At 58.7% G+C, this 21400-nt stretch carries 19 protein-coding genes and 3 tRNA genes; 15 read left to right on the forward strand and 7 right to left on the reverse strand.

What is annotated here, in order from left to right:
- Positions 1-110: 110 nt before the first annotated feature.
- Entirely contained in the window at positions 111-1265 is a 1155-nt protein-coding gene (locus tag JMN22_RS11315; RefSeq protein ID WP_198797799.1) for an MFS transporter, read from the forward strand.
- Here the strand turns inward: JMN22_RS11315 and nhaR are convergent.
- Complete coding sequence (gene nhaR, locus JMN22_RS11320) at positions 1262-2158, reverse strand: transcriptional activator NhaR (protein WP_198797798.1); 897 nt, start codon at positions 2156-2158, stop codon at positions 1262-1264. The two genes, JMN22_RS11315 and nhaR, sit on opposite strands and share 4 nt — an antisense overlap.
- 136 nt (positions 2159-2294) lie before the next feature.
- Here nhaR and JMN22_RS11325 point away from each other — a divergent pair, with 136 nt between their 5' ends.
- Together JMN22_RS11325 and JMN22_RS11330 are read left to right on the forward strand one after the other, a co-directional pair.
- Positions 2295-2558 (forward strand): hypothetical protein, encoded by a 264-nt coding sequence (locus JMN22_RS11325; protein ID WP_198797797.1) that lies wholly within the window; start codon positions 2295-2297, stop codon positions 2556-2558.
- Between the two features lie 28 nt (positions 2559-2586).
- Positions 2587-3336, forward strand: a complete 750-nt coding sequence (locus JMN22_RS11330) for a TerC family protein (RefSeq protein WP_030140015.1) — start codon at positions 2587-2589, stop codon at positions 3334-3336.
- 65 nt (positions 3337-3401) lie between these two features.
- On the opposite strand, the gene JMN22_RS11335 is transcribed toward JMN22_RS11330, so the two are convergent.
- The gene (locus JMN22_RS11335; protein WP_187293323.1) at positions 3402-3557 is read right to left on the reverse strand and encodes a hypothetical protein; all 156 of its coding nucleotides are present in this window, start codon (positions 3555-3557) and stop codon (positions 3402-3404) included.
- A gap of 225 nt (positions 3558-3782) precedes the next feature.
- On the opposite strand from JMN22_RS11335, the gene JMN22_RS11340 reads away from it, so the two are divergent.
- A complete protein-coding gene (locus JMN22_RS11340; RefSeq protein WP_198797796.1) occupies positions 3783-4460 on the forward strand; it encodes a peptidase C39 family protein in 678 nt (225 codons plus the stop codon).
- 101 nt (positions 4461-4561) lie between these two features.
- On the forward strand, positions 4562-4765 hold the full coding sequence (locus JMN22_RS11345; protein WP_039589130.1) for a DUF6021 family protein: 204 nt from the start codon (positions 4562-4564) through the stop codon (positions 4763-4765).
- A 50-nt stretch (positions 4766-4815) separates the two neighbouring features.
- On the opposite strand, the gene pbpG is transcribed toward JMN22_RS11345, so the two are convergent.
- Positions 4816-5754 (reverse strand): D-alanyl-D-alanine endopeptidase, encoded by a 939-nt coding sequence (gene pbpG / locus JMN22_RS11350; protein WP_198797795.1) that lies wholly within the window; start codon positions 5752-5754, stop codon positions 4816-4818.
- 329 nt (positions 5755-6083) lie between these two features.
- A complete protein-coding gene (gene folD, locus JMN22_RS11355; RefSeq protein WP_030140019.1) occupies positions 6084-6938 on the reverse strand; it encodes a bifunctional methylenetetrahydrofolate dehydrogenase/methenyltetrahydrofolate cyclohydrolase FolD in 855 nt (284 codons plus the stop codon).
- 281 nt (positions 6939-7219) lie between these two features.
- On the opposite strand from folD, the gene JMN22_RS11360 reads away from it, so the two are divergent.
- The 10 genes from JMN22_RS11360 (at position 7220) to JMN22_RS11405 (ending at position 17572) form a co-directional block, all read left to right on the forward strand.
- Positions 7220-7296: transfer RNA gene (locus tag JMN22_RS11360), tRNA-Arg, on the forward strand.
- 40 nt (positions 7297-7336) lie between these two features.
- Positions 7337-7412, forward strand: a tRNA-His gene (locus tag JMN22_RS11365).
- 59 nt (positions 7413-7471) lie between these two features.
- Positions 7472-7556: transfer RNA gene (locus tag JMN22_RS11370), tRNA-Leu, on the forward strand.
- A gap of 421 nt (positions 7557-7977) precedes the next feature.
- Positions 7978-9288, forward strand: coding sequence for a trigger factor (gene tig, locus JMN22_RS11375; RefSeq protein ID WP_030140020.1), 1311 nt, complete (start codon positions 7978-7980; stop codon positions 9286-9288).
- Positions 9289-9381: 93 nt separating this feature from the next.
- Positions 9382-10017, forward strand: coding sequence for an ATP-dependent Clp endopeptidase proteolytic subunit ClpP (gene clpP, locus JMN22_RS11380; RefSeq protein ID WP_030140021.1), 636 nt, complete (start codon positions 9382-9384; stop codon positions 10015-10017).
- 112 nt (positions 10018-10129) lie between these two features.
- Positions 10130-11413: an ATP-dependent Clp protease ATP-binding subunit ClpX gene (clpX, locus tag JMN22_RS11385; RefSeq protein WP_030140022.1), complete on the forward strand. Its 1284-nt coding sequence runs from the start codon at positions 10130-10132 to the stop codon at positions 11411-11413.
- A 162-nt stretch (positions 11414-11575) separates the two neighbouring features.
- Positions 11576-13972, forward strand: a complete 2397-nt coding sequence (lon, locus tag JMN22_RS11390; RefSeq protein ID WP_030140023.1) for an endopeptidase La — start codon at positions 11576-11578, stop codon at positions 13970-13972.
- A gap of 149 nt (positions 13973-14121) precedes the next feature.
- On the forward strand, positions 14122-14394 hold the full coding sequence (locus JMN22_RS11395) for an HU family DNA-binding protein (RefSeq protein WP_008077714.1): 273 nt from the start codon (positions 14122-14124) through the stop codon (positions 14392-14394).
- A 224-nt stretch (positions 14395-14618) separates the two neighbouring features.
- A complete protein-coding gene (locus JMN22_RS11400) occupies positions 14619-16490 on the forward strand; it encodes a SurA N-terminal domain-containing protein (protein ID WP_198797794.1) in 1872 nt (623 codons plus the stop codon).
- Between the two features lie 224 nt (positions 16491-16714).
- Positions 16715-17572: a DUF2242 domain-containing protein gene (locus JMN22_RS11405; protein ID WP_198797793.1), complete on the forward strand. Its 858-nt coding sequence runs from the start codon at positions 16715-16717 to the stop codon at positions 17570-17572.
- A 298-nt stretch (positions 17573-17870) separates the two neighbouring features.
- Here the strand turns inward: JMN22_RS11405 and JMN22_RS11410 are convergent, their stop codons facing one another.
- From JMN22_RS11410 to JMN22_RS11420, 3 genes are all read right to left on the reverse strand, one after another.
- The gene (locus JMN22_RS11410; protein ID WP_198797792.1) at positions 17871-18908 is read right to left on the reverse strand and encodes an AraC family transcriptional regulator; all 1038 of its coding nucleotides are present in this window, start codon (positions 18906-18908) and stop codon (positions 17871-17873) included.
- Between the two features lie 2 nt (positions 18909-18910).
- A complete protein-coding gene (locus JMN22_RS11415; protein WP_198797791.1) occupies positions 18911-20041 on the reverse strand; it encodes a carbon-nitrogen hydrolase family protein in 1131 nt (376 codons plus the stop codon).
- Positions 20042-20147: 106 nt separating this feature from the next.
- On the reverse strand, positions 20148-21365 hold the full coding sequence (locus JMN22_RS11420; protein ID WP_030140028.1) for a DUF3422 domain-containing protein: 1218 nt from the start codon (positions 21363-21365) through the stop codon (positions 20148-20150).
- Positions 21366-21400: the final 35 nt, after the last annotated feature.

Here is a 21400-nt window from a genome sequence, read left to right on the forward strand (position 1 = left end):
AGCGCATTTTGCCGGAAGGAACATTCTGTTAGGCTTTGTTTTCCTCACCTTTCAATATCTCCAGCGGGCCCTTGGCTAACGCTGGTGTCGTCGTTTTGCTGGAGTCTTGCATGCTGTTGCCCATCTTCCTGTTGTCTGCCGCCGGATTTACGGTGCTGACCACGGAATTCATCATCGTCGGCCTGCTCCCCGCCATTGCCCGCGATCTTCAGGTCAGCATTCCCCAGGCCGGGCTGCTGGTGACCTTGTTTGCGTTTACGGTGGCGGCGTTCGGGCCGTTCCTGACCGCCTGGTTCGCCCGTGTCGAGCGGCGCAAATTGTTCATCAGCGTGCTGGTGATGTTCGGCCTGGCCAACACGTTGGCAGCGCTGGCTCCGAATATCTGGGTGATGGCCGTTGCCCGGTTGATCCCGGCGCTGGGCCTGCCAGTGTTCTGGGCGTTGGCCAGTGAAACGGCGGTGGACATCGTCGGGCCGCAGTTCGCCGGGCGTGCCATCGCCAGGATCGGTTTCGGCATCGTCTGCGCCACCGTGTTCGGCATCCCGGTGGGCACGCTGATCTCCGATGCGTTTGGCTGGCGCAGTGCTTTTGCGATCCTGGCGGTCATCGCGTTTGCCAAGGCGCTGCTGCTGTTCATTTACCTGCCGAAGACGAACCTGCATCAGCATCAGGTGAGCTTTCGCTCGCAATTCAAGATCTTGCGCAGCCCTTTGATGCAAGGGCATGTGCTGCTTTCGATCCTGGTCTTCAGCGGCATGTTCACTGCCTATACCTACCTGGCGGATATTCTTGAACGCCTGGCCGGCTTCGACGGCACGCTCGTGGGCTGGTGCTTGATGGGCTTCGGCGCCGTGGGCTTGCTGGGCAATTCCCTGGGCGGTCGCGCGGTGGACCGGCACCCGTTGATCGCGTCGATGGTGTTCTGCCTGTTCATGATCGGCGGGATGGTGGCACTGGTGCCAAGCATTCATTCGACTCTGGGTCTGGCGGCTGCGATGGGGATTTGGGGGGTGACCCAAGCGGCTTTGTTTCTGGTCAGCCACGTACGGCTGATGAAAGCCGCACCCGAGGCACCGGCGTTCGCGGCGTCGCTGAACATCGCTGGCGCCAACCTGGGCATTGGCCTGGGCGCGATGGTGGGCGGGCGGGTCATTGATACCCAGGGGTTGGGCAATGTCGGTTTCGCGGCGGCCGGATTCATCCTGGTGTCGATATTGTTGGCGTTGCTTTTGATGACCTTCAAGCCTCGTGCGGCCTGCGCTTAGACGCTGAACAGCTCGCGGCGCGCACCTTCGGCGATGGCGACGATGCCCGGATGGCTGACCTTGCGCTCCACGGAGATGGCGTAGAAGGACTCGCTCACTGCATCGGTTTGGCCGATGACCCGCACGCCGTATTGCCGCTTGACCTCTTCAGCGATCACGCTGGGGCCGATGAAAATCCCGCTGCCGGATTGACCAAACGCCTGCATCAGCGCGCTGTCGTCGAATTCACCGACGATGCGCGGTTGGATCTGCTGCTCGGCGAACCAGCGTTGCAGGCGGCTGCGGATCACGGTTTCCGGCCCAGGGATCAGCAGCGGGGCGTCATGCAGGCCGTGGGGGAAATCCCGTCCATGACGATCGGCCAGCGCGGCGGTGGCGAAAAAACTGATTCCGCATTCTCCCAGCTTCTGGCTGAAGCCCTTGATATCCAGGTGGCTCGGCATCGGGCTGTCGGAAATCACCAGGTCCAGGCGCTGGATCGCCAAGTCTGCCAACAGCCGTTCGAGCTTGTCTTCGCGACAGGTGATGCGCAGCGGTTCAGTCAGTTCCATGGTCGGCGCCAGCAGCCGATAGACAATCGATTTGGGCACGACATCCGCCACCCCGACCCGAAACAATGTTTGCTGCTCGTTGGGCTGCGCCCGCAGCATCAGTTCCAGTTCGCCGCCCAGTTGGAACATATGCTCGGCATACGGCAATGTCTGGCGGCCGGCCTCGGTCAGTTCCAGTTGGCGTCCGACACGGCGGAACAGCTTGATGTTATAGGTCTGTTCGAACAGCGAAATCTGTCCGCTGATGGTCTGTGGGGTCAGGTTCAGTTGCTCGCAGGCACGCACAATGCTCCCGGTTTTCGCCACCACCCAGAAATAATGCAACTGCCGATAATTGAGCATGACATTGGCCGCTTCGTAAAAACCGAAGTATAACCGCCAAAAATACGAATTTTCCTGAAGTGTTTCCGTCTCTAGAATTCCGGGCCATCGGTGAGCCATCTTTTGTGCTCGGTCTATTCTCTGAGAGGCACTGTCCATGATGTATAGAAACCTGGGGCTCGCAGCCTTGCTGTCGTTGTCGTCGGTGGCCCTGGTGGGCTGTGAACAAGCGGAAAAAAGCGCTCAGCAACTTGCCCAGCAATTGAAGGAACAAGCGGTCGAAACGGCCAAGCAGGCCATTGACGATACGCACAAGGCGGCCGAACAAGCCCTCAGCGACGCCACGGGTGGGCTGATCAGTCCCAAGAAAGCGCCTGAAGAAGACGCTGAAGAATCTGAAACCTCCACCAAGACCCTCTAACCCCGTCTAATCGAGTCAGGACTGACCCATGGATTATCTGTTACAACTCGCCGCCAGCCCCACCGCCTGGATTGCCCTTGCAACCCTGGTTGTCATGGAAATCGTGCTCGGCATCGATAACCTGATCTTCATTTCGATTCTGACCAACAAGCTGCCCGAGCAACACCGTGTCAAGGCACGACGGGTAGGCATCGGCATGGCGCTGATCCTGCGCCTGGGCCTGTTGAGCACCATCGCCTTCATCGTGCAGTTGACGGAGCCGGTCATCGAAATTCTCGGCCAGGCGTTTTCATGGAAGGACATGATCCTGATTGCTGGCGGCCTGTTCCTGCTATGGAAAGCCACCACCGAGATTCACCACAGCATGGACCCGGCGCCCAACGACCCCAAGTCGGCCTCGTCTGGCGTTACCCTGGGTTTTGCCGCCGCGATCGGTCAGATCCTGATGCTTGACCTGGTGTTTTCCATCGACAGCATCATTACAGCGGTGGGCATGACCGAGCACCTGCCGATCATGATCATTGCCGTGGTGGTTTCGGTCCTGGTGATGCTGCTGGCGGCCGAGCCGTTGGCGAAGTTCATCAATGACAACCCCACCGTGGTCATGTTGGCCCTGGGCTTCCTGATCATGATCGGCATGACGCTGATCGCCGAAGGTTTCGGTGCCCATGTGCCTAAGGGCTATATCTATGCGGCGATGGCCTTCTCGGCGGCGATCGAGGTGTTGAACATGTTGTCCCGGCGCGCCAGGGAAAAGGCGATGGTCGAGAACAACTGATCAACGTGAAAAAAGCCGCCCCGGTCCAACGCCGGGGCGGCTTTTTCATGAGAGGCCGATAAATATCAATGTGCCGCGGCGTGGCCCCTGGCGGGTTTCGAGTTTTGCCGCGCAGGGCTGTGATGGTGACGCCGGGCGATCCGCAACACGCCCCATAACATGGCGGTGGCTACGCTCAACCAGCCGAATATCAGCATCAGAATAGTCGTCGTCAGGCTCATCTGTGCCTCCTTCTGCCCAAGGCCGGGCAATGCACTCATTACAATGGACAGTCTAGTCGCTGAAGTGTTACGAGCAGTCGATCCGTAGAATCGACCAACGGATCGGTTCGTTCTATTGCGAGGGTGAAACTGTCGTTAATGGCTATACCCAGGCTTGCGGGCGCCTTATGATCGTCCGCCCAAGCCCGGCCCGGATGCCGGGTCTGCTTTAACGAGAGAGTCGTCATGTCGTCGGTCATTTCATCTTTTCGATCACTGGTACTGGCGGCGTCCTGCCTCGTCGCCCTGGTGGGGTGCGCGGGGAGCGTGTCGCCGCAGATCCAGCGCCTGCCCGAACGGGTGGAACTCAACAGCGTGCCGTTCTATAGGGGCGAAATGTATCAGGGCGCCCCGCAGTCGCTGGCGGCGCTGCTGACTTTGCAGGGCACCGTCATCACCCCGGGACTGTTGGAAAAACCTTTGCACTTGCCGGGTGGCGAGCCTCGGTTGCAGCAGAACCTGCAAACCCTGGCGCGAGAGTATGGGCTCGTGGTCTATCCGCTCGACAGCGAGCTTGGCGCGTTGCTTGAACAGGTGGCGGCGGGTTATCCCGTGCTGTTGCGCTACACCGAGGGTTCGGCGTTCTGGTCCGGCCCGCGATACGCCATTCTTGCGGGGTATAACCGACAGAAACGCACCGTGCTGCTGCGCTCCGGGATGAACCGGCGATCGTTGATGAGTTTTAGTGCGTTCGAATCAGCATTCAAGGGCGCAGGGGGTTGGGCGGTGCTGGTCCAGCAACCTACGCAGCTTCCGGCCAATGTCGACTCGCAGCGTTGGCTGAAGGCCGCCGGTGAATTGGCCGGGTCAGGGCAGGAGCAGGCGGCAGCGCGCGCCACCAAGGCATTGGGGAACGCACACTGAAGTGACATCCCCGTTCGTCACCTGCCGGGCACGACCATGCTTGCCTCGGGTTCTTATCGTCAGGGCCTGGAGTTTCCGGGCCATGATTCAAGGAGGCAGCAATGGCACAGTCGAAAACACCTTCGGGGCCGCATTCTTCCGAGCATTCATCCGGCGATGACGATCTGGGGTTCGATCCGGATTCACCGGATCTCGACGATCCTCAAGTCGACCCGATAGGTCCCGCGAAGGCGCCCCGGGATGAGAAGGATCAGGATCCGCCTTCTTCCAGGCCTTATGATCCATTGGGCGATCTGAAGCCCTGAATGTGAATAGCCCCGACGAGTCGGGGCTATTCATTGTGGGCGTATCCGCCTTATTTGGACGCTTCCACCACGCCGCTCTGGCGACTCTTGAGGTTCTTGGCGGCTTTGTATTGCAAGGCGACTGCCGGAACGCTGGCGCTTTTCCCCGTCTCCACCCAGCTGCGGATACGGCTGGCGTCGGCGAAGTGAGTGTATTTGCCGAACGCATCGAGAATGACCAAGGCCATCGGCCGATTCCCCATCTTGGTCAACAGGACAAGGCAATGGCCTGCCTCGTTGGTGAAGCCGGTCTTGGTCAGTTGGATGTCCCAGTTGGCCTTGTGCACCAGATGATCGGTGTTGCGGAAACCGAGACTGTAGACCGGTTTACGGAACGTCACGGTCTTTTCCTTGGTGGTGCTCAGTTCACTCAACAGCGGGTATTTGCGAGCGGCCATCAGGAGTTTTGTCAGGTCGCGGGCGGTCGACACGTTGTGGATAGACAGGCCGGTCGGCTCGACGTAATGGGTGCTGGTCATGCCGAGGGCCTTGGCCTTGGCATTCATTGCCGCGATAAACGCCGCGTAGCCGCCCGGATAGTGATGGGCGAGGCTGGCCGCAGCGCGGTTTTCCGACGACATCAGTGCGATCAACAACGTATCCCGGCGGGACAGTTCGCTGTTGAGCTTGACCCGGGAGAACACGCCTTTCATTTCCGGTGTGTTGGTGATGGTCATGGAAATGTATTCGTCGAGGTTCTGCTTGGCGTCCAGCACGATCAGGCCCGTCATCAACTTGGTCACCGATGCGATCGGCACCACGACGTCCGGATTGCTCGAATAGACCACTTTGTCTGTCTGTAAATCCAACAGGATGGCGCTGCCGGAGGCGACTTGAAGTTTCGATGTGTCCCGTGGCGCCGCGATGGTTTCCTGCGCATTGACGTTTTGCGTGATGAAGGTGCCTGAGAAAGCGAAAAACAGGCTGAGGATCGAAAGACGAATTTTCACGCGAGTAGACTCGATGGAGTTAAAAAGGCCATTAAACAGCGGCTTGTTGAAAAAACGCCGCATTTTATGAGTATGGGCGAGGACAGCGCTATATGCCCATGCCAGCGGGGCTGAAGAATAAATAAAGTTTAATGGACGGGGATCCTGGCGAGTCGGATCTGAAAAATTTGTAATCCGAGCGCCACGAGCCTGATCAAAGCTCCAGCCCCTGAAAAAAGCTGTGGGAGCGAGCTTGCTCGCGATAGGGTCGTGTCCAGTCAACAAGTGTGTTGCCTGGTGCACCGCTATCGCGAGCAAGCTCGCTCCCACCGGTTTGGTTGGGGCTTTTGTCAGCTATGCAGCGTTTCGGCCGCGTACAGCGTGTTCTCCAGCAGGCAGGCCCGGGTCATCGGGCCGACGCCGCCCGGTACCGGGGTGATCCAGCCGGCGCGGGGCAGGGCAGTCTCGTAGACCACGTCACCCACCAGCTTGCCGTCGTCCTGGCGATTGATGCCCACGTCGATGACGATCGCGCCTTCCTTGATCCACTCACCCTTGACCAGGCCTGGCTTGCCCGCCGCCACGACCACCAGGTCGGCACGGCCGACGTGGCCCGCCAGGTCCTTGGTGAAACGGTGGGTCACGGTGACGGTGCAACCGGCCAGCAGCAATTCCATAGCCATCGGACGGCCGACGATATTGGATGCGCCCACGACGACGGCGTCGAGCCCATAAAGATCCACGCCGGTGCTTTCCAACAAGGTCATGATGCCCTTGGGGGTGCAGGGGCGCAGCAGGGGGATGCGTTGGGCGAGGCGGCCTACGTTATAAGGGTGGAAGCCGTCGACGTCTTTGTCCGGGCGGATACGCTCCAGCAGTTTCGAGGCGTCGAGGTGTTCTGGCAGCGGGAGCTGGAGCAGAACGCCGTCGATGTTCGGATCGTCATTGAGACGGTCGATCAGGTCGGCCAGCGCCTGCTGAGTGGTTTCGGAAGGCAGGTCGTAGGCCTGGGAAAGGAAGCCGACCTCTTCACAGTCTTTACGCTTGTGCGAGACATAAACCTGAGAGGCAGGATCGCTGCCGACCAGGATCACCGCCAGGCCGGGCGTGCGCAGACCTTGCTCGCGGCGCTCGGTGACTCGTTGGGCGATCTGCTGGCGCAGGCTGGCGGCGATCGATTTGCCGTCGATAAGTTGTGCAGTCATTGCGCGTGGTTAACCATCGAGAGGGGAAAAAAAGAGAACGCATTCTCGCATGCCGAGGCGTGAGGGCAAAGGCGCTTGGTCTGCAAATTCCCCTAAGCCCTTTAATTAAATGAATTTTTTTCAGAAAAGAGTTGACGACCTATCAGGCCGTCTATAACATTCGTCGCACTTGTCGGGCACAGCCTAGCACTGGTTAAGAAGGTGGAGCGGAGTTGGTTGTTTCAACTCGGCAAAACTGAAAGCACTTAGTTTGTAATCGTCCAAGAATACAGATTAAAAAGGCGCCCGTAGCTCAGCTGGATAGAGCATCCGCCTTCTAAGCGGATGGTCGCAGGTTCGAGTCCTGCCGGGTGCGCCATTAGGCAGCTTTGGCACAAGTAACGCAACAAGGCAATATGGTGGGCGTAGCTCAGTTGGTAGAGCACGGGATTGTGACTCCCGTTGTCGTGGGTTCGATCCCCATCGTCCACCCCATATTCTAGAAAGGCGCCAGATTTAACGGTCTGGCGCCTTTGCTTTAAACAGCTTGAAACGCGGATGTGGTGGAATTGGTAGACACACTGGATTTAGGTTCCAGCGCCGCAAGGTGTGAGAGTTCGAGTCTCTCCGTCCGCACCATACAAGTGGCTATTTAATTAGCAGAGAACGGCGCAGAACCTGAAAAGGGCTGCGCCGTTTTTGTTTTCATGGGTTGTGTTCGCGTCTGCGCTGGTTTTCACGCGGACGCGTCGTAGTCGATTCGTCGCAAAAGTGTTTCGCGATGATGCTCGACAGGTTCGTCGGCCTTCCTCTGGAGGCGGCATGCCAGGTTGTTGGAAATGACGCTTCTATATATAGAAGCGCTTTGCAGAGCCTTGGCGATGAGTGACTGTATTTGCAAACCGGGCGGGGCATGACCGATTGTCCCGCTCCTTAATTCGGCGCCTGTTTCCTGCGCGTTTTCAGTAGGGTGACTTCTTGAGTTTGACCTACTAGAATGCATGCCCTTGATTCTGGGGTCGGAAACGCCCGGCCAACGTCTGTGCAACGAGGAATATCCATGCAAGTTTCTGTTGAAAATACTTCTGCTCTTGAGCGCCGCATGAGCATCACCGTGCCAGCTGAGCGTATCGAGACTCAGGTCAACAAGCGTCTGCAGCAGACTGCCCAAAAGGCCAAGATTCCAGGTTTCCGCCCAGGCAAAGTGCCAATGAGCGTGATTCGTCAGCGTTATGAAGCTGATGCGCGCCAGGAAGCCGTGGGCGACGTGATCCAGTCTTCGTTCTACGAAGCTGTGGTCGAGCAGAAGCTGAACCCGGCTGGCGCTCCTTCCGTCGAGCCTAAAGTGCTGGAAAAAGGCAAGGACCTCGAGTTCGTTGCCACGTTCGAAGTGTTCCCTGAGTTCACTGTCGCCGGTTTCGAGTCCATTGCCGTCGAGCGCCTGAGCGCTGACGTGTCGGACGCCGACCTGGACAAGATGCTGGACATCCTGCGCAAGCAGAACACCCGTTTCGAAGTGGCTGATCGTGCTGCCCAGACCGAAGATCAACTGAACATTGACTTCGTCGGCAAGGTTGACGGTGAAGTGTTCGCTGGCGGCTCCGCCAAGGGCACCCAGCTGGTGCTGGGCTCCGGTCGCATGATCCCAGGTTTCGAAGATGGCCTGGTCGGCGCCAAGGCTGGCGAAGAGCGCGTCCTGAACGTGACCTTCCCAGAGGACTACCAGAACCTGGACCTGGCTGGCAAAGCCGCTGAGTTCACCGTGACCGTCAACAGCGTTTCCGAGCCGAAGCTGCCTGAGCTGAACGAAGAGTTCTTCGCCCAGTTCGGTATCAAGGAAACCGGGCTGGAAGGTTTCCGCGCCGAAGTTCGCAAGAACATGGAGCGTGAGCTGCGCCAGGCCATCAAGTCCAAGGTGAAGAACCAGGTCATGGACGGTCTGCTGGCCTCCAACCCGATCGAAGTGCCAAAGGCCCTTCTGGACAACGAAGTGAACCGTCTGCGCGTGCAGGCCGTCCAGCAGTTCGGTGGCAACATCAAGCCAGACCAACTGCCTGCCGAGCTGTTCGAAGAGCAAGCCAAGCGCCGCGTCGTGCTGGGTCTGATCGTTGCCGAAGTGGTCAAGCAATTCGAACTCAAGCCTGACGAAGCCCGTGTTCGCGAACTGATCCAGGAAATGGCCTCGGCCTACCAGGAGCCTGAGCAGGTCGTGTCCTGGTACTACAAGAACGACCAGCAACTGAACGAAGTCCGTTCGGTTGTGCTGGAAGAACAAGTTGTGGATACTGTTCTGCAGAAAGCTAGCGTGACCGACAAAGCGGTCTCTTACGAAGAAGCGGTCAAGCCGGTGGAAGCTCCACAAGCCGATTGATGGTTTCGCGGTAAGAAACACACACCCATAAGCCAGCCTTCGCGCTGGCTTATGCGTATTCAAGACATAACTATTTGGGAGTGACTGCGAGACATGTCCCGCAATTCTTTTTATCAGCAGAGCTCTGACATCCAGGCCGCAGGCGGTCTGGTCCCGATGGTTATTGAGCAGTCCGCCCGTGGCGAACGTGCCTATGACATCTACTCGCGTCTGCTCAAGGAGCGAGTGATTTTTCTGGTGGGCCCGGTTGAGGACTACATGGCCAACCTGATCTGTGCACAACTGCTGTTCCTTGAAGCGGAAAACCCGGACAAGGACATCCATCTCTATATCAACTCGCCGGGCGGTTCGGTGACTGCCGGCATGTCGATCTACGACACCATGCAGTTCATCAAGCCGAACGTCTCGACCACTTGTATCGGCCAGGCGTGCAGCATGGGTGCGTTCTTGCTGACCGCCGGTGCTCAGGGCAAGCGTTACTGCCTGCCTAACTCGCGTGTGATGATTCACCAGCCACTGGGCGGTTTCCAGGGCCAGGCATCGGATATCGAGATCCATGCCAAGGAAATCCTCTTCATTCGCGAGCGCCTCAACACCTTGATGGCCAAGCACAGCGGGCGCACCCTTGAAGAAATCGAGCGCGATACGAACCGCGACAACTTCATGAGCGCCGAAGCCGCACGTGAATATGGCCTGATCGACGAAGTGATCAGCCAGCGCCCCGCTTAATATAAGCCGCTCAAAATGAGGGTGGTCGGCATGTCCGATCACCTGCGGGCTTGAAAAAGCCCGCAATTGCCTTCATCTTGTGTTGCAAGCCTATCGGATTTGGATCGATCGAATGACTGACACCCGCAACGGCGAGGACAACGGCAAACTGCTTTATTGCTCCTTCTGTGGCAAAAGCCAGCATGAAGTACGCAAATTGATTGCCGGCCCCTCGGTCTTCATTTGCGACGAGTGCGTCGACCTGTGCAATGACATCATCCGTGAGGAGGTGCAGGAAGCCCAGGCCGAGAGCAGCGCGCATAAGTTGCCTTCGCCCAAAGAAATCAGCGGCATCCTTGACCAGTATGTAATCGGTCAGGAGCGCGCAAAAAAGGTACTGGCCGTAGCGGTATACAACCACTACAAGCGCCTGAACCAGCGTGACAAGAAGAATGACGAGGTCGAGCTCGGCAAGAGCAACATCCTGCTGATCGGCCCGACAGGCTCGGGTAAGACCCTGCTGGCCGAGACCCTGGCCCGCTTGCTGAACGTTCCGTTCACCATCGCCGACGCAACCACCCTCACCGAGGCGGGTTATGTGGGTGAGGACGTCGAGAACATCATTCAGAAGCTGCTGCAAAAGTGCGATTACGATGTGGAAAAAGCCCAGATGGGTATTGTCTACATCGACGAAATCGACAAGATTTCCCGCAAGTCCGACAACCCGTCGATCACCCGGGACGTTTCCGGTGAAGGCGTGCAGCAGGCCTTGCTGAAGTTGATCGAAGGCACGGTTGCCTCCGTTCCGCCCCAGGGCGGTCGCAAGCATCCGCAGCAGGAGTTCCTGCAGGTCGACACCCGTAACATCCTGTTCATCTGTGGTGGTGCGTTCTCTGGCCTCGAAAAGGTCATCCAGAATCGTTCCACTCGCGGCGGCATCGGCTTCAACGCCGAAGTGCGCAGCAAGGAAGAAGGCAAGAAGGTTGGTGAATCCCTGCGTGAAGTCGAGCCTGACGATTTGGTCAAGTTCGGTCTGATCCCTGAGTTCGTCGGCCGTCTGCCGGTCCTGGCGACATTGGATGAGTTGGATGAAGCGGCGTTGATGCAGATTCTTACCGAGCCGAAGAACGCCCTGACCAAGCAATATGCCAAGCTGTTCGAAATGGAAGGTGTAGACCTGGAATTCCGTTCCGACGCGCTGAAATCCGTCGCCAAGCGTGCCCTGGAGCGTAAAACCGGTGCCCGTGGGTTGCGTTCGATTCTCGAAGGCGTATTGCTGGACACGATGTACGAGATCCCGTCGCAGTCCGACGTCAGCAAGGTCGTCATCGACGAAAGCGTCATAGAAGGCAAGTCCAAGCCACTGTATATCTACGAAAACAGTGAGCCGGCTGCCAAGGCTGCACCGGACGCGTGAGTGTCCCGCAGTTGAAATAAAAGAAGGGGCCTTCGGGCCCCTTTGCTATTAGCGCGTTTTAGACGTGTCTTAGCGCTTGTTTTTTTTGAAGGCTGCCCCCATCTTGGTTTCAAGCTTACTTCCATCTGTTTACGGCCTTATGGCCGCCGTAGAGGCGAAATCATGAAGACAACCATCGAATTGCCTCTCCTGCCATTGCGCGATGTCGTGGTGTATCCGCACATGGTTATCCCGCTGTTCGTGGGGCGCGAGAAGTCCATCGAAGCCCTTGAGGCCGCGATGACGGGTGATAAGCAGATTCTTCTGATCGCTCAGAGAAATCCTGCCGACGACGATCCCGGCGAAGACGCACTTTATCGCGTAGGTACGATTGCAACGGTCCTGCAATTGCTCAAGCTGCCCGACGGCACCGTCAAGGTCCTGGTTGAAGGCGAGCAGCGTGGGGCAGTCGAGCGTTTCAGCGAAGTGGACGGGTATTGCCGTGCCGAGGTCTCGCTGATCGACGAAGTCGATGCGCCGGAGCGTGAATCCGAGGTGTTTGTCCGCAGCCTGCTGTCGCAGTTCGAACAGTACGTGCAATTGGGCAAGAAGGTGCCTGCCGAGGTCCTGTCGTCGCTCAACAGCATCGACGAGCCCGGACGCCTGGTCGACACGATGGCGGCCCACATGGCCCTCAAGATCGAGCAGAAGCAGGAAATTCTTGAAATCATCGATTTGTCGGCCCGTGTCGAACACGTACTGGCCTTGCTCGATGGCGAGATCGACTTGCTGCAGGTCGAGAAGCGCATTCGCGGGCGCGTGAAGAAACAGATGGAGCGCAGCCAGCGCGAGTACTACCTGAACGAGCAGATGAAGGCCATTCAGAAAGAGCTCGGCGACGGCGATGAAGGTCATAACGAAATCGAAGAGCTGAAGAAGCGCATCGATGCCGCCGGCCTGCCAAAGGATGCCCTTGCCAAGGCCCAGGCCGAGCTGAACAAACTCAAGCAGATGTCGCCGATGTCGGCCGAAGCCACCGTGGTGCGTTCCTACATCGACTGGCTGGTCCAGGTGCCGTGGAAGGCCCAGAGCAAGGTTCGCCTGGACCTGGCGCGTGCCGAAGACATCCTGGATGCGGACCACTACGGTCTGGAAGAGGTCAAGGAGCGCATCCTTGAATACCTCGCCGTGCAAAAACGCGTGAAAAAGATTCGTGGCCCGGTGCTGTGCCTGGTTGGGCCTCCGGGGGTCGGTAAAACCTCCCTGGCGGAATCGATTGCCCACGCCACCAACCGCAAGTTCGTTCGGATGGCACTGGGTGGCGTGCGTGACGAGGCTGAAATTCGCGGCCATCGTCGGACGTACATCGGCTCCATGCCAGGAAGATTGATTCAAAAGATGACAAAGGTGGGCGTGCGCAACCCTCTGTTCCTCTTGGATGAAATCGACAAGATGGGCAGCGATATGCGCGGTGATCCGGCATCTGCGTTGCTCGAAGTGCTCGATCCCGAGCAGAATCACAACTTCAACGACCACTATCTGGAAGTTGATTACGACCTGTCGGACGTGATGTTCCTTTGCACCTCCAACTCGATGAATATTCCGCCAGCGTTGCTGGACCGGATGGAGGTGATTCGTCTGCCGGGCTACACCGAAGACGAGAAGATCAACATCGCCGTCAAATACCTTTCGCCGAAGCAGATCCAGGCCAATGGCCTGAAAAAGGGCGAGCTGGAATTCGACGAGGAAGCGATCCGCGACATCATTCGTTACTACACTCGCGAGGCCGGTGTACGTGGCCTGGAGCGTCAGATCGCCAAGGTCTGCCGCAAGGCGGTGAAGGAACATGCTCTGGAGAAACGCTTTGCGGTCAAGGTGACTTCGGACTCGCTGGAGCATTTCCTGGGCGTGCGCAAATTCCGCTACGGCCTGGCGGAGCAGCAGGACCAGATCGGGCAGGTGACCGGCCTGGCGTGGACGCAAGTCGGTGGCGAGCTGTTGACCATCGAAGCCGCCGTCGTACCGGGCAAGGGCCAGTTGATCAAGACCGGCTCCCTGGGGGATGTCATGGTCGAATCGATCACTGCGGCGCTGACGGTTGTTCGCAGCCGTGCTCGTAGCCTGGGCATTCCGCTGGATTTCCATGAAAAGCGCGACACCCATATCCACATGCCTGAAGGTGCGACGCCCAAGGACGGTCCGAGTGCTGGCGTAGGCATGTGCACGGCATTGGTATCGGCGCTGACCGGCATTCCGGTGCGGGCCGATGTGGCCATGACCGGGGAAATCACCCTGCGTGGCCAGGTGCTGGCGATTGGCGGCCTGAAGGAAAAACTGCTGGCGGCTCACCGTGGTGGCATCAAGATCGTGATCATTCCTGAAGAGAATGTTCGTGATCTGAAGGAAATTCCTGACAACATCAAGCAGGATCTTCAGATCAAACCGGTTAAATGGATTGACGAGGTCCTGCAAATTGCGCTGCAATACGCGCCGGAGCCCTTGCCGGATGTGGCTCCGGAGATTGTCGCGAAGGAAGAAAAGCGAGAGTCTGACTCTAAGGAAAGAATTAGCACGCATTAATACGCATTTGCCTGGGGGGCTTCCTTGACAGTTTTTTAGAGCCCTTGTTATAAAGCGGCTCTTAAGTGTCTGCAGGCCATTCAGCACTCGTTTTTGCTTTCACCAAAAAAACTTAGAATCATCTCAAAATAGATATAAGGGGACTTAGAGTGAACAAGTCGGAACTGATTGATGCTATCGCTGCATCCGCTGATATCCCGAAAGCTGCTGCTGGCCGTGCGCTGGACGCTGTAATCGAATCCGTCACTGGCGCTCTCAAGGCTGGCGACTCTGTTGTTCTGGTTGGTTTCGGTACGTTCTCCGTTACCGATCGTCCAGCTCGTGTTGGTCGCAACCCGCAGACCGGCAAGACGCTGCAGATCGCTGCTGCCAAAAAGCCAGGCTTCAAAGCTGGTAAAGCGCTGAAAGAAGCCGTTAACTAAGGTTTCATTGAGTTTATCCGGGTCGGGGTCATGCCTGACTTGGCAGCGGAGCGGTAATGCGTCCGGTAACATCCGGGCTGTCACGCCAGGGCTCGCGGGTTCGAGCCCGGTCCGCTCCGCCAGTTACGAGAAGGCGCATCCTCGGATGCGCCTTTCTTCTATCCGGATTCTACCCACGCTCCACGGTTGCCTAAATTTGAAGTTCAACCGTTTCTGGGGGACGCATGCTGCAGAATATCAGGGACAATTCACAAGGCTGGATTGCCAAGACCATCATCGGGGTCATCGTCGCATTGATGGCGTTGACCGGTTTCGATGCCATTTTCAAAGCCACCACCAACAGTAACGAAGCGGCCAAGGTCAACGGCGAAAACATCAGCCAGAACGAGCTGAGCCAGGCGGTCGACATGCAACGCCGCCAGCTCATGCAACAGTTGGGCAAGGATTTCGACGCTTCGTTGTTGGACGAAAAAATGCTGCGCGACTCGGCGCTCAAGGGCCTGATCGAGCGCAAATTGCTGTTGCAAGGTGCCCATGACGCGAAATTCGCGTTCTCCGAAGCCGCGCTGGACCAAGTGATCCTGCAAACGCCTGAGTTTCAGGTCGACGGCAAGTTCAGCCCCGAGCGTTTCGATCAAGTGATTCGCCAGTTGGGTTATGGTCGCTTGCAATTCCGCCAGATGTTGGCCCAGGAAATGCTGATCGGCCAATTGCGCGCCGGCCTGGCCGGCAGCGGCTTCGTCACCGATGCCCAGGTGCTGGCGTTCGCCCGACTGGAAAAGCAGACGCGTGACTTCGCCACCCTGACCGTCAAGGCAGATCCATCGGCGGTGAAGTTGACCGACGACGAGGTCAAGGCTTACTACGACCAGCATGCCAAGGAATTCATGACGCCTGATCAGGTTGTCATCGATTACCTTGAATTGAAGAAAGCGTCTTTCTTCGACCAAGTCAGCGTCAACGACGAAGATTTGCAAGCGGCGTATCAGAAAGAGATCGCCAATCTGTCTGAACAACGGCGGGCTGCGCATATCCTGATCGAAGTGAACGACAAGGTCACCGAAGCCCAGGCCAAGGCGAAGATCGAGGAAATCCAGGCTCGCCTGGCCAAAGGCGAATCGTTCGAGGCGTTGGCGAAGGAATACTCCCAGGACCCGGGTTCGGCAAACAATGGCGGTGACCTGGGTTATGCCGGGCCAGGTGTCTATGATCCCGAGTTTGAAAAGGCACTGTACGCCTTGAACAAGGATCAGGTATCGGCGCCGGTGCGAACCGATTTCGGCTTGCACCTGATCAAGCTGCTGGGCGTGGAAGCACCTGAGGTTCCGACCTTTGCGAGCCTGAAGGACAAGCTCACCCGTGAGCTGAAGGCCCAGCAGGTGGAGCAACGCTTCGTTGAAGCGACCAAGCAATTGGAAGATGCGTCGTTTGAAGCTTCGGACCTCGCCCAACCGGCCCAGGACCTGAAGCTGACCGTGCATACGTCGGCGCCGTTCGGTCGTGAAGGCGGTGAAGGGATTGCGGCCAACCGCGCCGTAGTCACTGCTGCGTTCAGCCCGGAAGTCCTGGAGGAGGGCGCCAACAGCACCGCCATCGAACTGGACCCGGAAACGGTCGTGGTGCTGCGTGCCAAGGAGCACCGCAAGCCTGAGCAAATGCCGCTGGAAAGCGTGGCCGGTCCTATCCGCGCCCAGTTGGCCAAGGAGCACGCCAGCGCGGCAGCCAAGACTCGTGCAGACGAGCTGATCGCCAGCCTGCGTGATGGCAAGGCTGCGTTGGACAAGCCCGTCAATGGCCAAGGCTGGAAAGCCGTCGAAGCGGCTACCCGTGGCCAGGAGGGTGTTGACCCTGCCGTGTTGCAGGCGTTGTTCCGCATGCTCAAGCCTGAGTCGAAGGACAAGCCGACGTTTGCCAGCGTGACCTTGGCTGACGGCAGCGTGACGGTGTTGCGCTTGAATGGCGTAAACGAAGCGGCGGCACCGACCGAGGCAGAAAAAACCGAGTATCGCCGCTACCTGGCGTCCCGTGTCGGCCAGCAGGACTTCGCGGCTTATCGCAAGCAGTTGGAAAGCCAGGCAGACATCAAGCGTTTCTGATGGTCTGAAGGTTTTGCTTGTCAGGACCCCGGCCGAAAGGTCGGGGTCTTTTTGTATCTGTGTATTGCTACGGATAGGGATGTTTCGTCGATTCGTCGAGTTTTGTCTTTTTCCTGTCGAGAAGCACCCGTAGACTTGTAAGCCCTTTGAGACATGATTAGCCAAGCTGCCCGGCAGCGTTCTGTTGCACAATACGCGCCGGAATGTTTTCCCCAGGATGTTCAATGTTCAGATCACTTCACATGCGCACCGTTGGGCTGGCATTGCTGCTGGCCGTCGCAACCGGTTGTTCCTCCAAGAAGACGGCCATCTACGAGCACGAGAATTTTGATGATTCGGGCACGTTCTCGCGCACTTATCCGGTGACTGATGTGGCGACCTGTGAGGCGGGCCGTCGGGCATTGCTCAGCCAGGGATACATCATCACCAGCAGCGATCCGAAGCTGGTCAGCGGTCACAAGAGTTTCCAGCAGACCGGTGACACCCACATGGAGATCAGTTTCAATCTGGTCTGCGCCGAGGACGGCGGCCCCGGACATCGCGCGACCATATTCGCCAATGCCCTGCAGGACCGTTATGCCCTGAAGAAAATCAATAACTCCGCCAGCCTGGGCGTGGGGGTATTGGGGTCTGTGTCGATGCCGATTGGCTCTTCGGATGATTCGATGGTCAAGGTGGCCAGCGAAACCGTGTCGGCAGCCAAGTTCTACGAGCGTTTCTTTACGTTGGTGGAACTCTTTCTGCCTCCGGAAGCAAAAAAAGCCGTCGAGACCGGCGACAAACCGAAAACCGAGCTAGGCGTTCCCGAGCCCAAGGCCGAACCGGCTGCATTGGCTCCCCCTCCAGCCCCTCAGCCGGCGGCGCTGCAGGCACCCGAACCGACGCCAGCCCCTGCACCTGCGACGCCGGTCGAACCCGCCCCCGCTGTGTCGGAGCCGGTCGCACCACCGGTCGAACCCGCGCCGATTGCCCCCAGCGAGCCCGAGTCCTCTGCACCTTCGTCGACGGAAACCATTACGCCGCCACCGGCCAGTTCCCTGCCGGCGCCGACCGAGCCCATCCAGCCGCTTCCTGCGTCCTGAGTCGATGTAGGGAGGGAGGTAATCCCTTGCTACATCTGCCGGCTTTAAATTCCCGATGCTGTGCTACGTTTAATTCATGAGGCCTCGGCTTCATGTTTTGTTCATAAAGCAGCCTTATGCTGACTCCAGGCCTTCAGGCACTGGTTCAACGAATTGGGAAGGACACGCAATGGATGACTATCAGGAAGAGCTGCTGGAATATCAGGCGTATGAGCTGGATCCGTTGGAGCCCGCCGAAGACGCGACGGAGCTGTAGGTAGGCCAGGTAGCTGCCGCGGTATGCGTCAAAGAGCGACGCTCAAGCGCCCTTGCGACTGCGACGAAACTCTCCCGGCGTCTGGTTGTTCCAGCGCTTGAAAGCACGCTGGAACGCCTCGGCTGAGGCAAACCCGAGCAGGTAGGCGATTTCGCCGAAGGCCAGTTCCGTGTCGCGAATGTACGTCATGGCCAGGTCTCGGCGGGTGTCGTTGAGAATGGCCCTGTATTGCGTACCTTCTTCAGCCAGCTTGCGACGCAACGTCCAGGTCGGCAACTTCAGGCGCATGGCCACTTCTTCGAGATCCGGCTCCCGTCCGCCATTGAGCAAAGGTCCCAGCAATTGGATGATGCGCTCACGCAAGCTGCGGGTTCGTGTCAGTTGCTCCAATTCCCGCTCACATAATTGGACCAGATGGTGCCAGGTGCTTGGGCAATGCTGGCGGTTGCGCTGGGCAAGACTGTCCAGGCCCAGGCGCAGCTGGTTCTGTTCGGCGCCGAACTGGATCGGGCACTCGCCTAAAACACGATAGGCCTCCAGGTACTGCGGCTCCTGGAATTCGATTTCGATACGTTCAGCCCGCAGCGGGACGTCGCTTATGCTGGACAGCTGTTGGAGCCAGCCGGCGATGATCGAATCCACGACAAAGCGGTTATAGGCGTTATACGGACTGATGGAATAGAACCGCAGCCACGCACCTCTGGCGTCCTCGTGGAAACTCGATTGCCCACGGTAGTTGGAACCGTACAGGGGTTCGAAGCGGATCATGCAGCGTGCGGCTTCGCGCACGGTAGGCGCTTGCGCCGCGGTGACGCCGGCCAGCCCTGCCTGGCTCAAGCGGCTGAGCTGGCCCATGCGCAGGCCCAGGGCCGGATCCCGGGTCAGTTGGATCGCGGCATGACCCAGGCGCATGTAGCGCGGAATCGACAGGCGAGCCCCGGGTTCGGCCAGGCGCGCCGCATCGAGGCCATACTGTTCAAGCAGTGGCAGAGGATCCTGCCCATGGCTGGCCACTGCATCAGCGAGGCTGTGGACGAAACCTACGGACAGGTCGCCCAGGCGCATCGGTTGCGGCTTCATGTTCACAGCCACAGGTTGAGCAGGCGTGCGCCACGGGCTTCGCCGTCGGCGAATTGCTGGCCGTCGTGGCTGATGAAACTCTGGCCGGCGCTGCCGCTGTCCCAGAATTGCCCGCGCAAGAACACGCTGACGCCGCCACGCGCCTGGCTGACCGGCAATCGGCTGGTCAATGTCAGGCGTCGCCAGGCCTGGCCTTCGTTCACTTCACCGGGCTTGAGGCTCACTTCGCTCGGGGTGGTCAGGCCTTTATAGCCGTTCCAGGGTTTGTTCCAGGCATCGCGACCGATGACGAAGGCCGGTACGGCGATCAATTGCGCGCCTTGTTCGTTGAGTTGCCGATAGTGCAGCGGGTACCAACTGTCGGTACCGATCAGCACGCCCAGGCGTCCAGCGGGGGTTTCTATGACATGCGTGGCGTCTGGCTGTTCGGCCTGCAGCACGTCCTGCTGGTCAAAGGCCGGATAGCGTTGACGCTGGGGCTGGCCGATGGGGCGGCCGTCGCGGCCGAACACCAGGCTGCTGTTGTACAGGGCGCCGCGCCCGACGGTCAGTTCGCCTTCATTGACGCTGGGCTCGGGCAGGACGATGGAACCGGCCACCAGCGTTACGTTGAATTCCCTGGCGAGCCCGCCGAACAGGATTTGATAGTCGCGGGCCATGGCGCCTGCCTTCATGCGCAGGTACGCATCGTCCAGGCGGTTGTCGCCCTGGGCGGCGGCCAACGCGCGAAGGAACGCCAACGGGTTGCTGAGCGCCAGCCAATGCATGGCTTGTTTGAGGGTCGGTGCCTGGTACACCTCGTCTTTTTCACCGCTGACCATCAACCAGGTGCCGATGTGCTCGGGCAGGACCACGATGGTCTTGTCGTTGAGAAAGCCTTGGTCGCGAGCGGTTTGCAGGTAGGCCGCGAGCTTTCGATGCAGGCGTTCGGGGCTCTGGTAGTCGGTGGGGAATAATTCAGGCTGGATACCCAGCAGGTTGCCTCGATCGGCGGGGGTGCCTTGGTCGACCGCCAGGTTGATCCGCAGATCCGACAGGTAGTGGCCCATCGGGCGGTCTGCTGTCCACGAGGCGTAGGTGATCAGGACGGCCAACAACGCCAGGGAGAACAGCAGGTACAGAAATTTGCGCATGAGAACAGTCGGTCGCCGCGTACAGGATCGTGATTTTTCATCAAGAGTCACTTGGCAGGGTACGGAAAACAATGGATTAGCGAAAGGGTGTCCACCGGACATCGCCCTAGTGACTCTTGGCCTTCCTGATGCGAAGCATGATCAGCAGCATGATCAACAATACCGGCGGCGCCATGCCCAGTAGCGCGTCACGGGCAGACAGATTCGCCCCCAGCGTATGCAGCCCGCTATAGACCAGTTTGAACAAGTTGATCAGGTAGTAGGTGATGGCGATGATGGATAAACCTTCCACGGCACGTTGAATCTTGATTTGTGCGTCAGCGCGGGCGTTGAGGCTGCGCAGGATTTCCGCGTTCTGGTCCTCCATCTCGACCTGTACACGGGCTTGCAGCAGGTCGCCCAGGTTGGCAACGCTCATGGCCAGCTGTTCAAGACGCTGTTCGGTGGCGGCGCAATACCGCACCGTCGGTTTGAAGCGCCGCTCGATGAACACGCCCAATCGCTGACAGTCACCCAGGTGGCTTTCCCGCAACTCGCCCAGGCGTTCGAAGACCAGTTGCGCATAGGCTCGGGTAGCGCTGAATCGGTGGCGATTCTTGACCGTACTGCTGACGACCTGGCGGGACAGTTGGGTGATATCTTCCAGCAAGGCCTTGGCATGCACCCCGCTGGCGTTTGCATTGCGCTCGGAAAGCGCCACGAGGGTGCGATCGAACTCATTCAGTTGCGGGTCCAGTGCCTTGGCGGTGCTCAGCGACAACGACGCCATCATGCGATAGGTTTCGATTTCCAACAGCCGCCGGATCATCCGTCCCTGGCGGTAGGCGTTGAGTTTTCGATTGATGAACAGCAAGCGATTGGTACCGTCCTCGGTCAGTCGAAAGTCGCTCCAGACCACGGCATCGCCGCCGCCGACGCTGGAGCCGCACGGGTCCTTGAAGCCGTAGCTGGCCAGATCGAGTCCTGCTTCGCCGCGCACCAGCACCTGAACGGCGTTGATGATGTGCTCGCGGTGTTCTTCGATGCCCCGCGCCAGGCACTCGGGCAAGGCGGCCCACTGCAGCGCATGGCTGCCCGCCGCAACGACCAGGGTCAGGGTGAAGAATTCGGTGTGGCGCTCCCACTTCAGAGGATGCCCGTCCAGCCGGGTGATGCCCTGTGCGGCCTCGCTCGCCACCGTGTCGGGGCACAACTGCCCGAGCAGCTTTTCGCATCGGACGTTGTCACCCAGCAAGGCCAAGTGAAAGACGTGGGCCGGTTCGTCGAAATACAGTGACGGGCGGGCGTGCAATTCGTTGTGCAGCTCTTTTCGTTGGGGATGCATGCGAGGCGACCGTGTGGTTGGCGTTATTGTTGGGT

This window comes from Pseudomonas sp. HB05, from assembly GCF_016756915.1.
Classification (GTDB): domain Bacteria; phylum Pseudomonadota; class Gammaproteobacteria; order Pseudomonadales; family Pseudomonadaceae; genus Aquipseudomonas; species Aquipseudomonas alvandae.

Excerpts from the sequence above, each read along its gene's own strand:
- JMN22_RS11315 (WP_198797799.1), top strand. The coding sequence starts at position 111 with ATGCTGTTGCCCATCTTCCTGTTGTCTGCCGCCGGATTTACGGTGCTG.
- nhaR (WP_198797798.1), bottom strand. The coding sequence starts at position 2,158 with ATGCTCAATTATCGGCAGTTGCATTATTTCTGGGTGGTGGCGAAAACC.
- JMN22_RS11325 (WP_198797797.1), top strand. The coding sequence starts at position 2,295 with ATGATGTATAGAAACCTGGGGCTCGCAGCCTTGCTGTCGTTGTCGTCG.
- JMN22_RS11330 (WP_030140015.1), top strand. The coding sequence starts at position 2,587 with ATGGATTATCTGTTACAACTCGCCGCCAGCCCCACCGCCTGGATTGCC.
- JMN22_RS11335 (WP_187293323.1), bottom strand. The coding sequence starts at position 3,557 with ATGAGCCTGACGACGACTATTCTGATGCTGATATTCGGCTGGTTGAGC.
- JMN22_RS11340 (WP_198797796.1), top strand. The coding sequence starts at position 3,783 with ATGTCGTCGGTCATTTCATCTTTTCGATCACTGGTACTGGCGGCGTCC.
- JMN22_RS11345 (WP_039589130.1), top strand. The coding sequence starts at position 4,562 with ATGGCACAGTCGAAAACACCTTCGGGGCCGCATTCTTCCGAGCATTCA.
- folD (WP_030140019.1), bottom strand. The coding sequence starts at position 6,938 with ATGACTGCACAACTTATCGACGGCAAATCGATCGCCGCCAGCCTGCGC.
- tig (WP_030140020.1), top strand. The coding sequence starts at position 7,978 with ATGCAAGTTTCTGTTGAAAATACTTCTGCTCTTGAGCGCCGCATGAGC.
- clpP (WP_030140021.1), top strand. The coding sequence starts at position 9,382 with ATGTCCCGCAATTCTTTTTATCAGCAGAGCTCTGACATCCAGGCCGCA.
- clpX (WP_030140022.1), top strand. The coding sequence starts at position 10,130 with ATGACTGACACCCGCAACGGCGAGGACAACGGCAAACTGCTTTATTGC.
- lon (WP_030140023.1), top strand. The coding sequence starts at position 11,576 with ATGAAGACAACCATCGAATTGCCTCTCCTGCCATTGCGCGATGTCGTG.
- JMN22_RS11400 (WP_198797794.1), top strand. The coding sequence starts at position 14,619 with ATGCTGCAGAATATCAGGGACAATTCACAAGGCTGGATTGCCAAGACC.
- JMN22_RS11405 (WP_198797793.1), top strand. The coding sequence starts at position 16,715 with ATGTTCAGATCACTTCACATGCGCACCGTTGGGCTGGCATTGCTGCTG.
- JMN22_RS11410 (WP_198797792.1), bottom strand. The coding sequence starts at position 18,908 with ATGAAGCCGCAACCGATGCGCCTGGGCGACCTGTCCGTAGGTTTCGTC.
- JMN22_RS11415 (WP_198797791.1), bottom strand. The coding sequence starts at position 20,041 with ATGCGCAAATTTCTGTACCTGCTGTTCTCCCTGGCGTTGTTGGCCGTC.
- JMN22_RS11420 (WP_030140028.1), bottom strand. The coding sequence starts at position 21,365 with ATGCATCCCCAACGAAAAGAGCTGCACAACGAATTGCACGCCCGCCCG.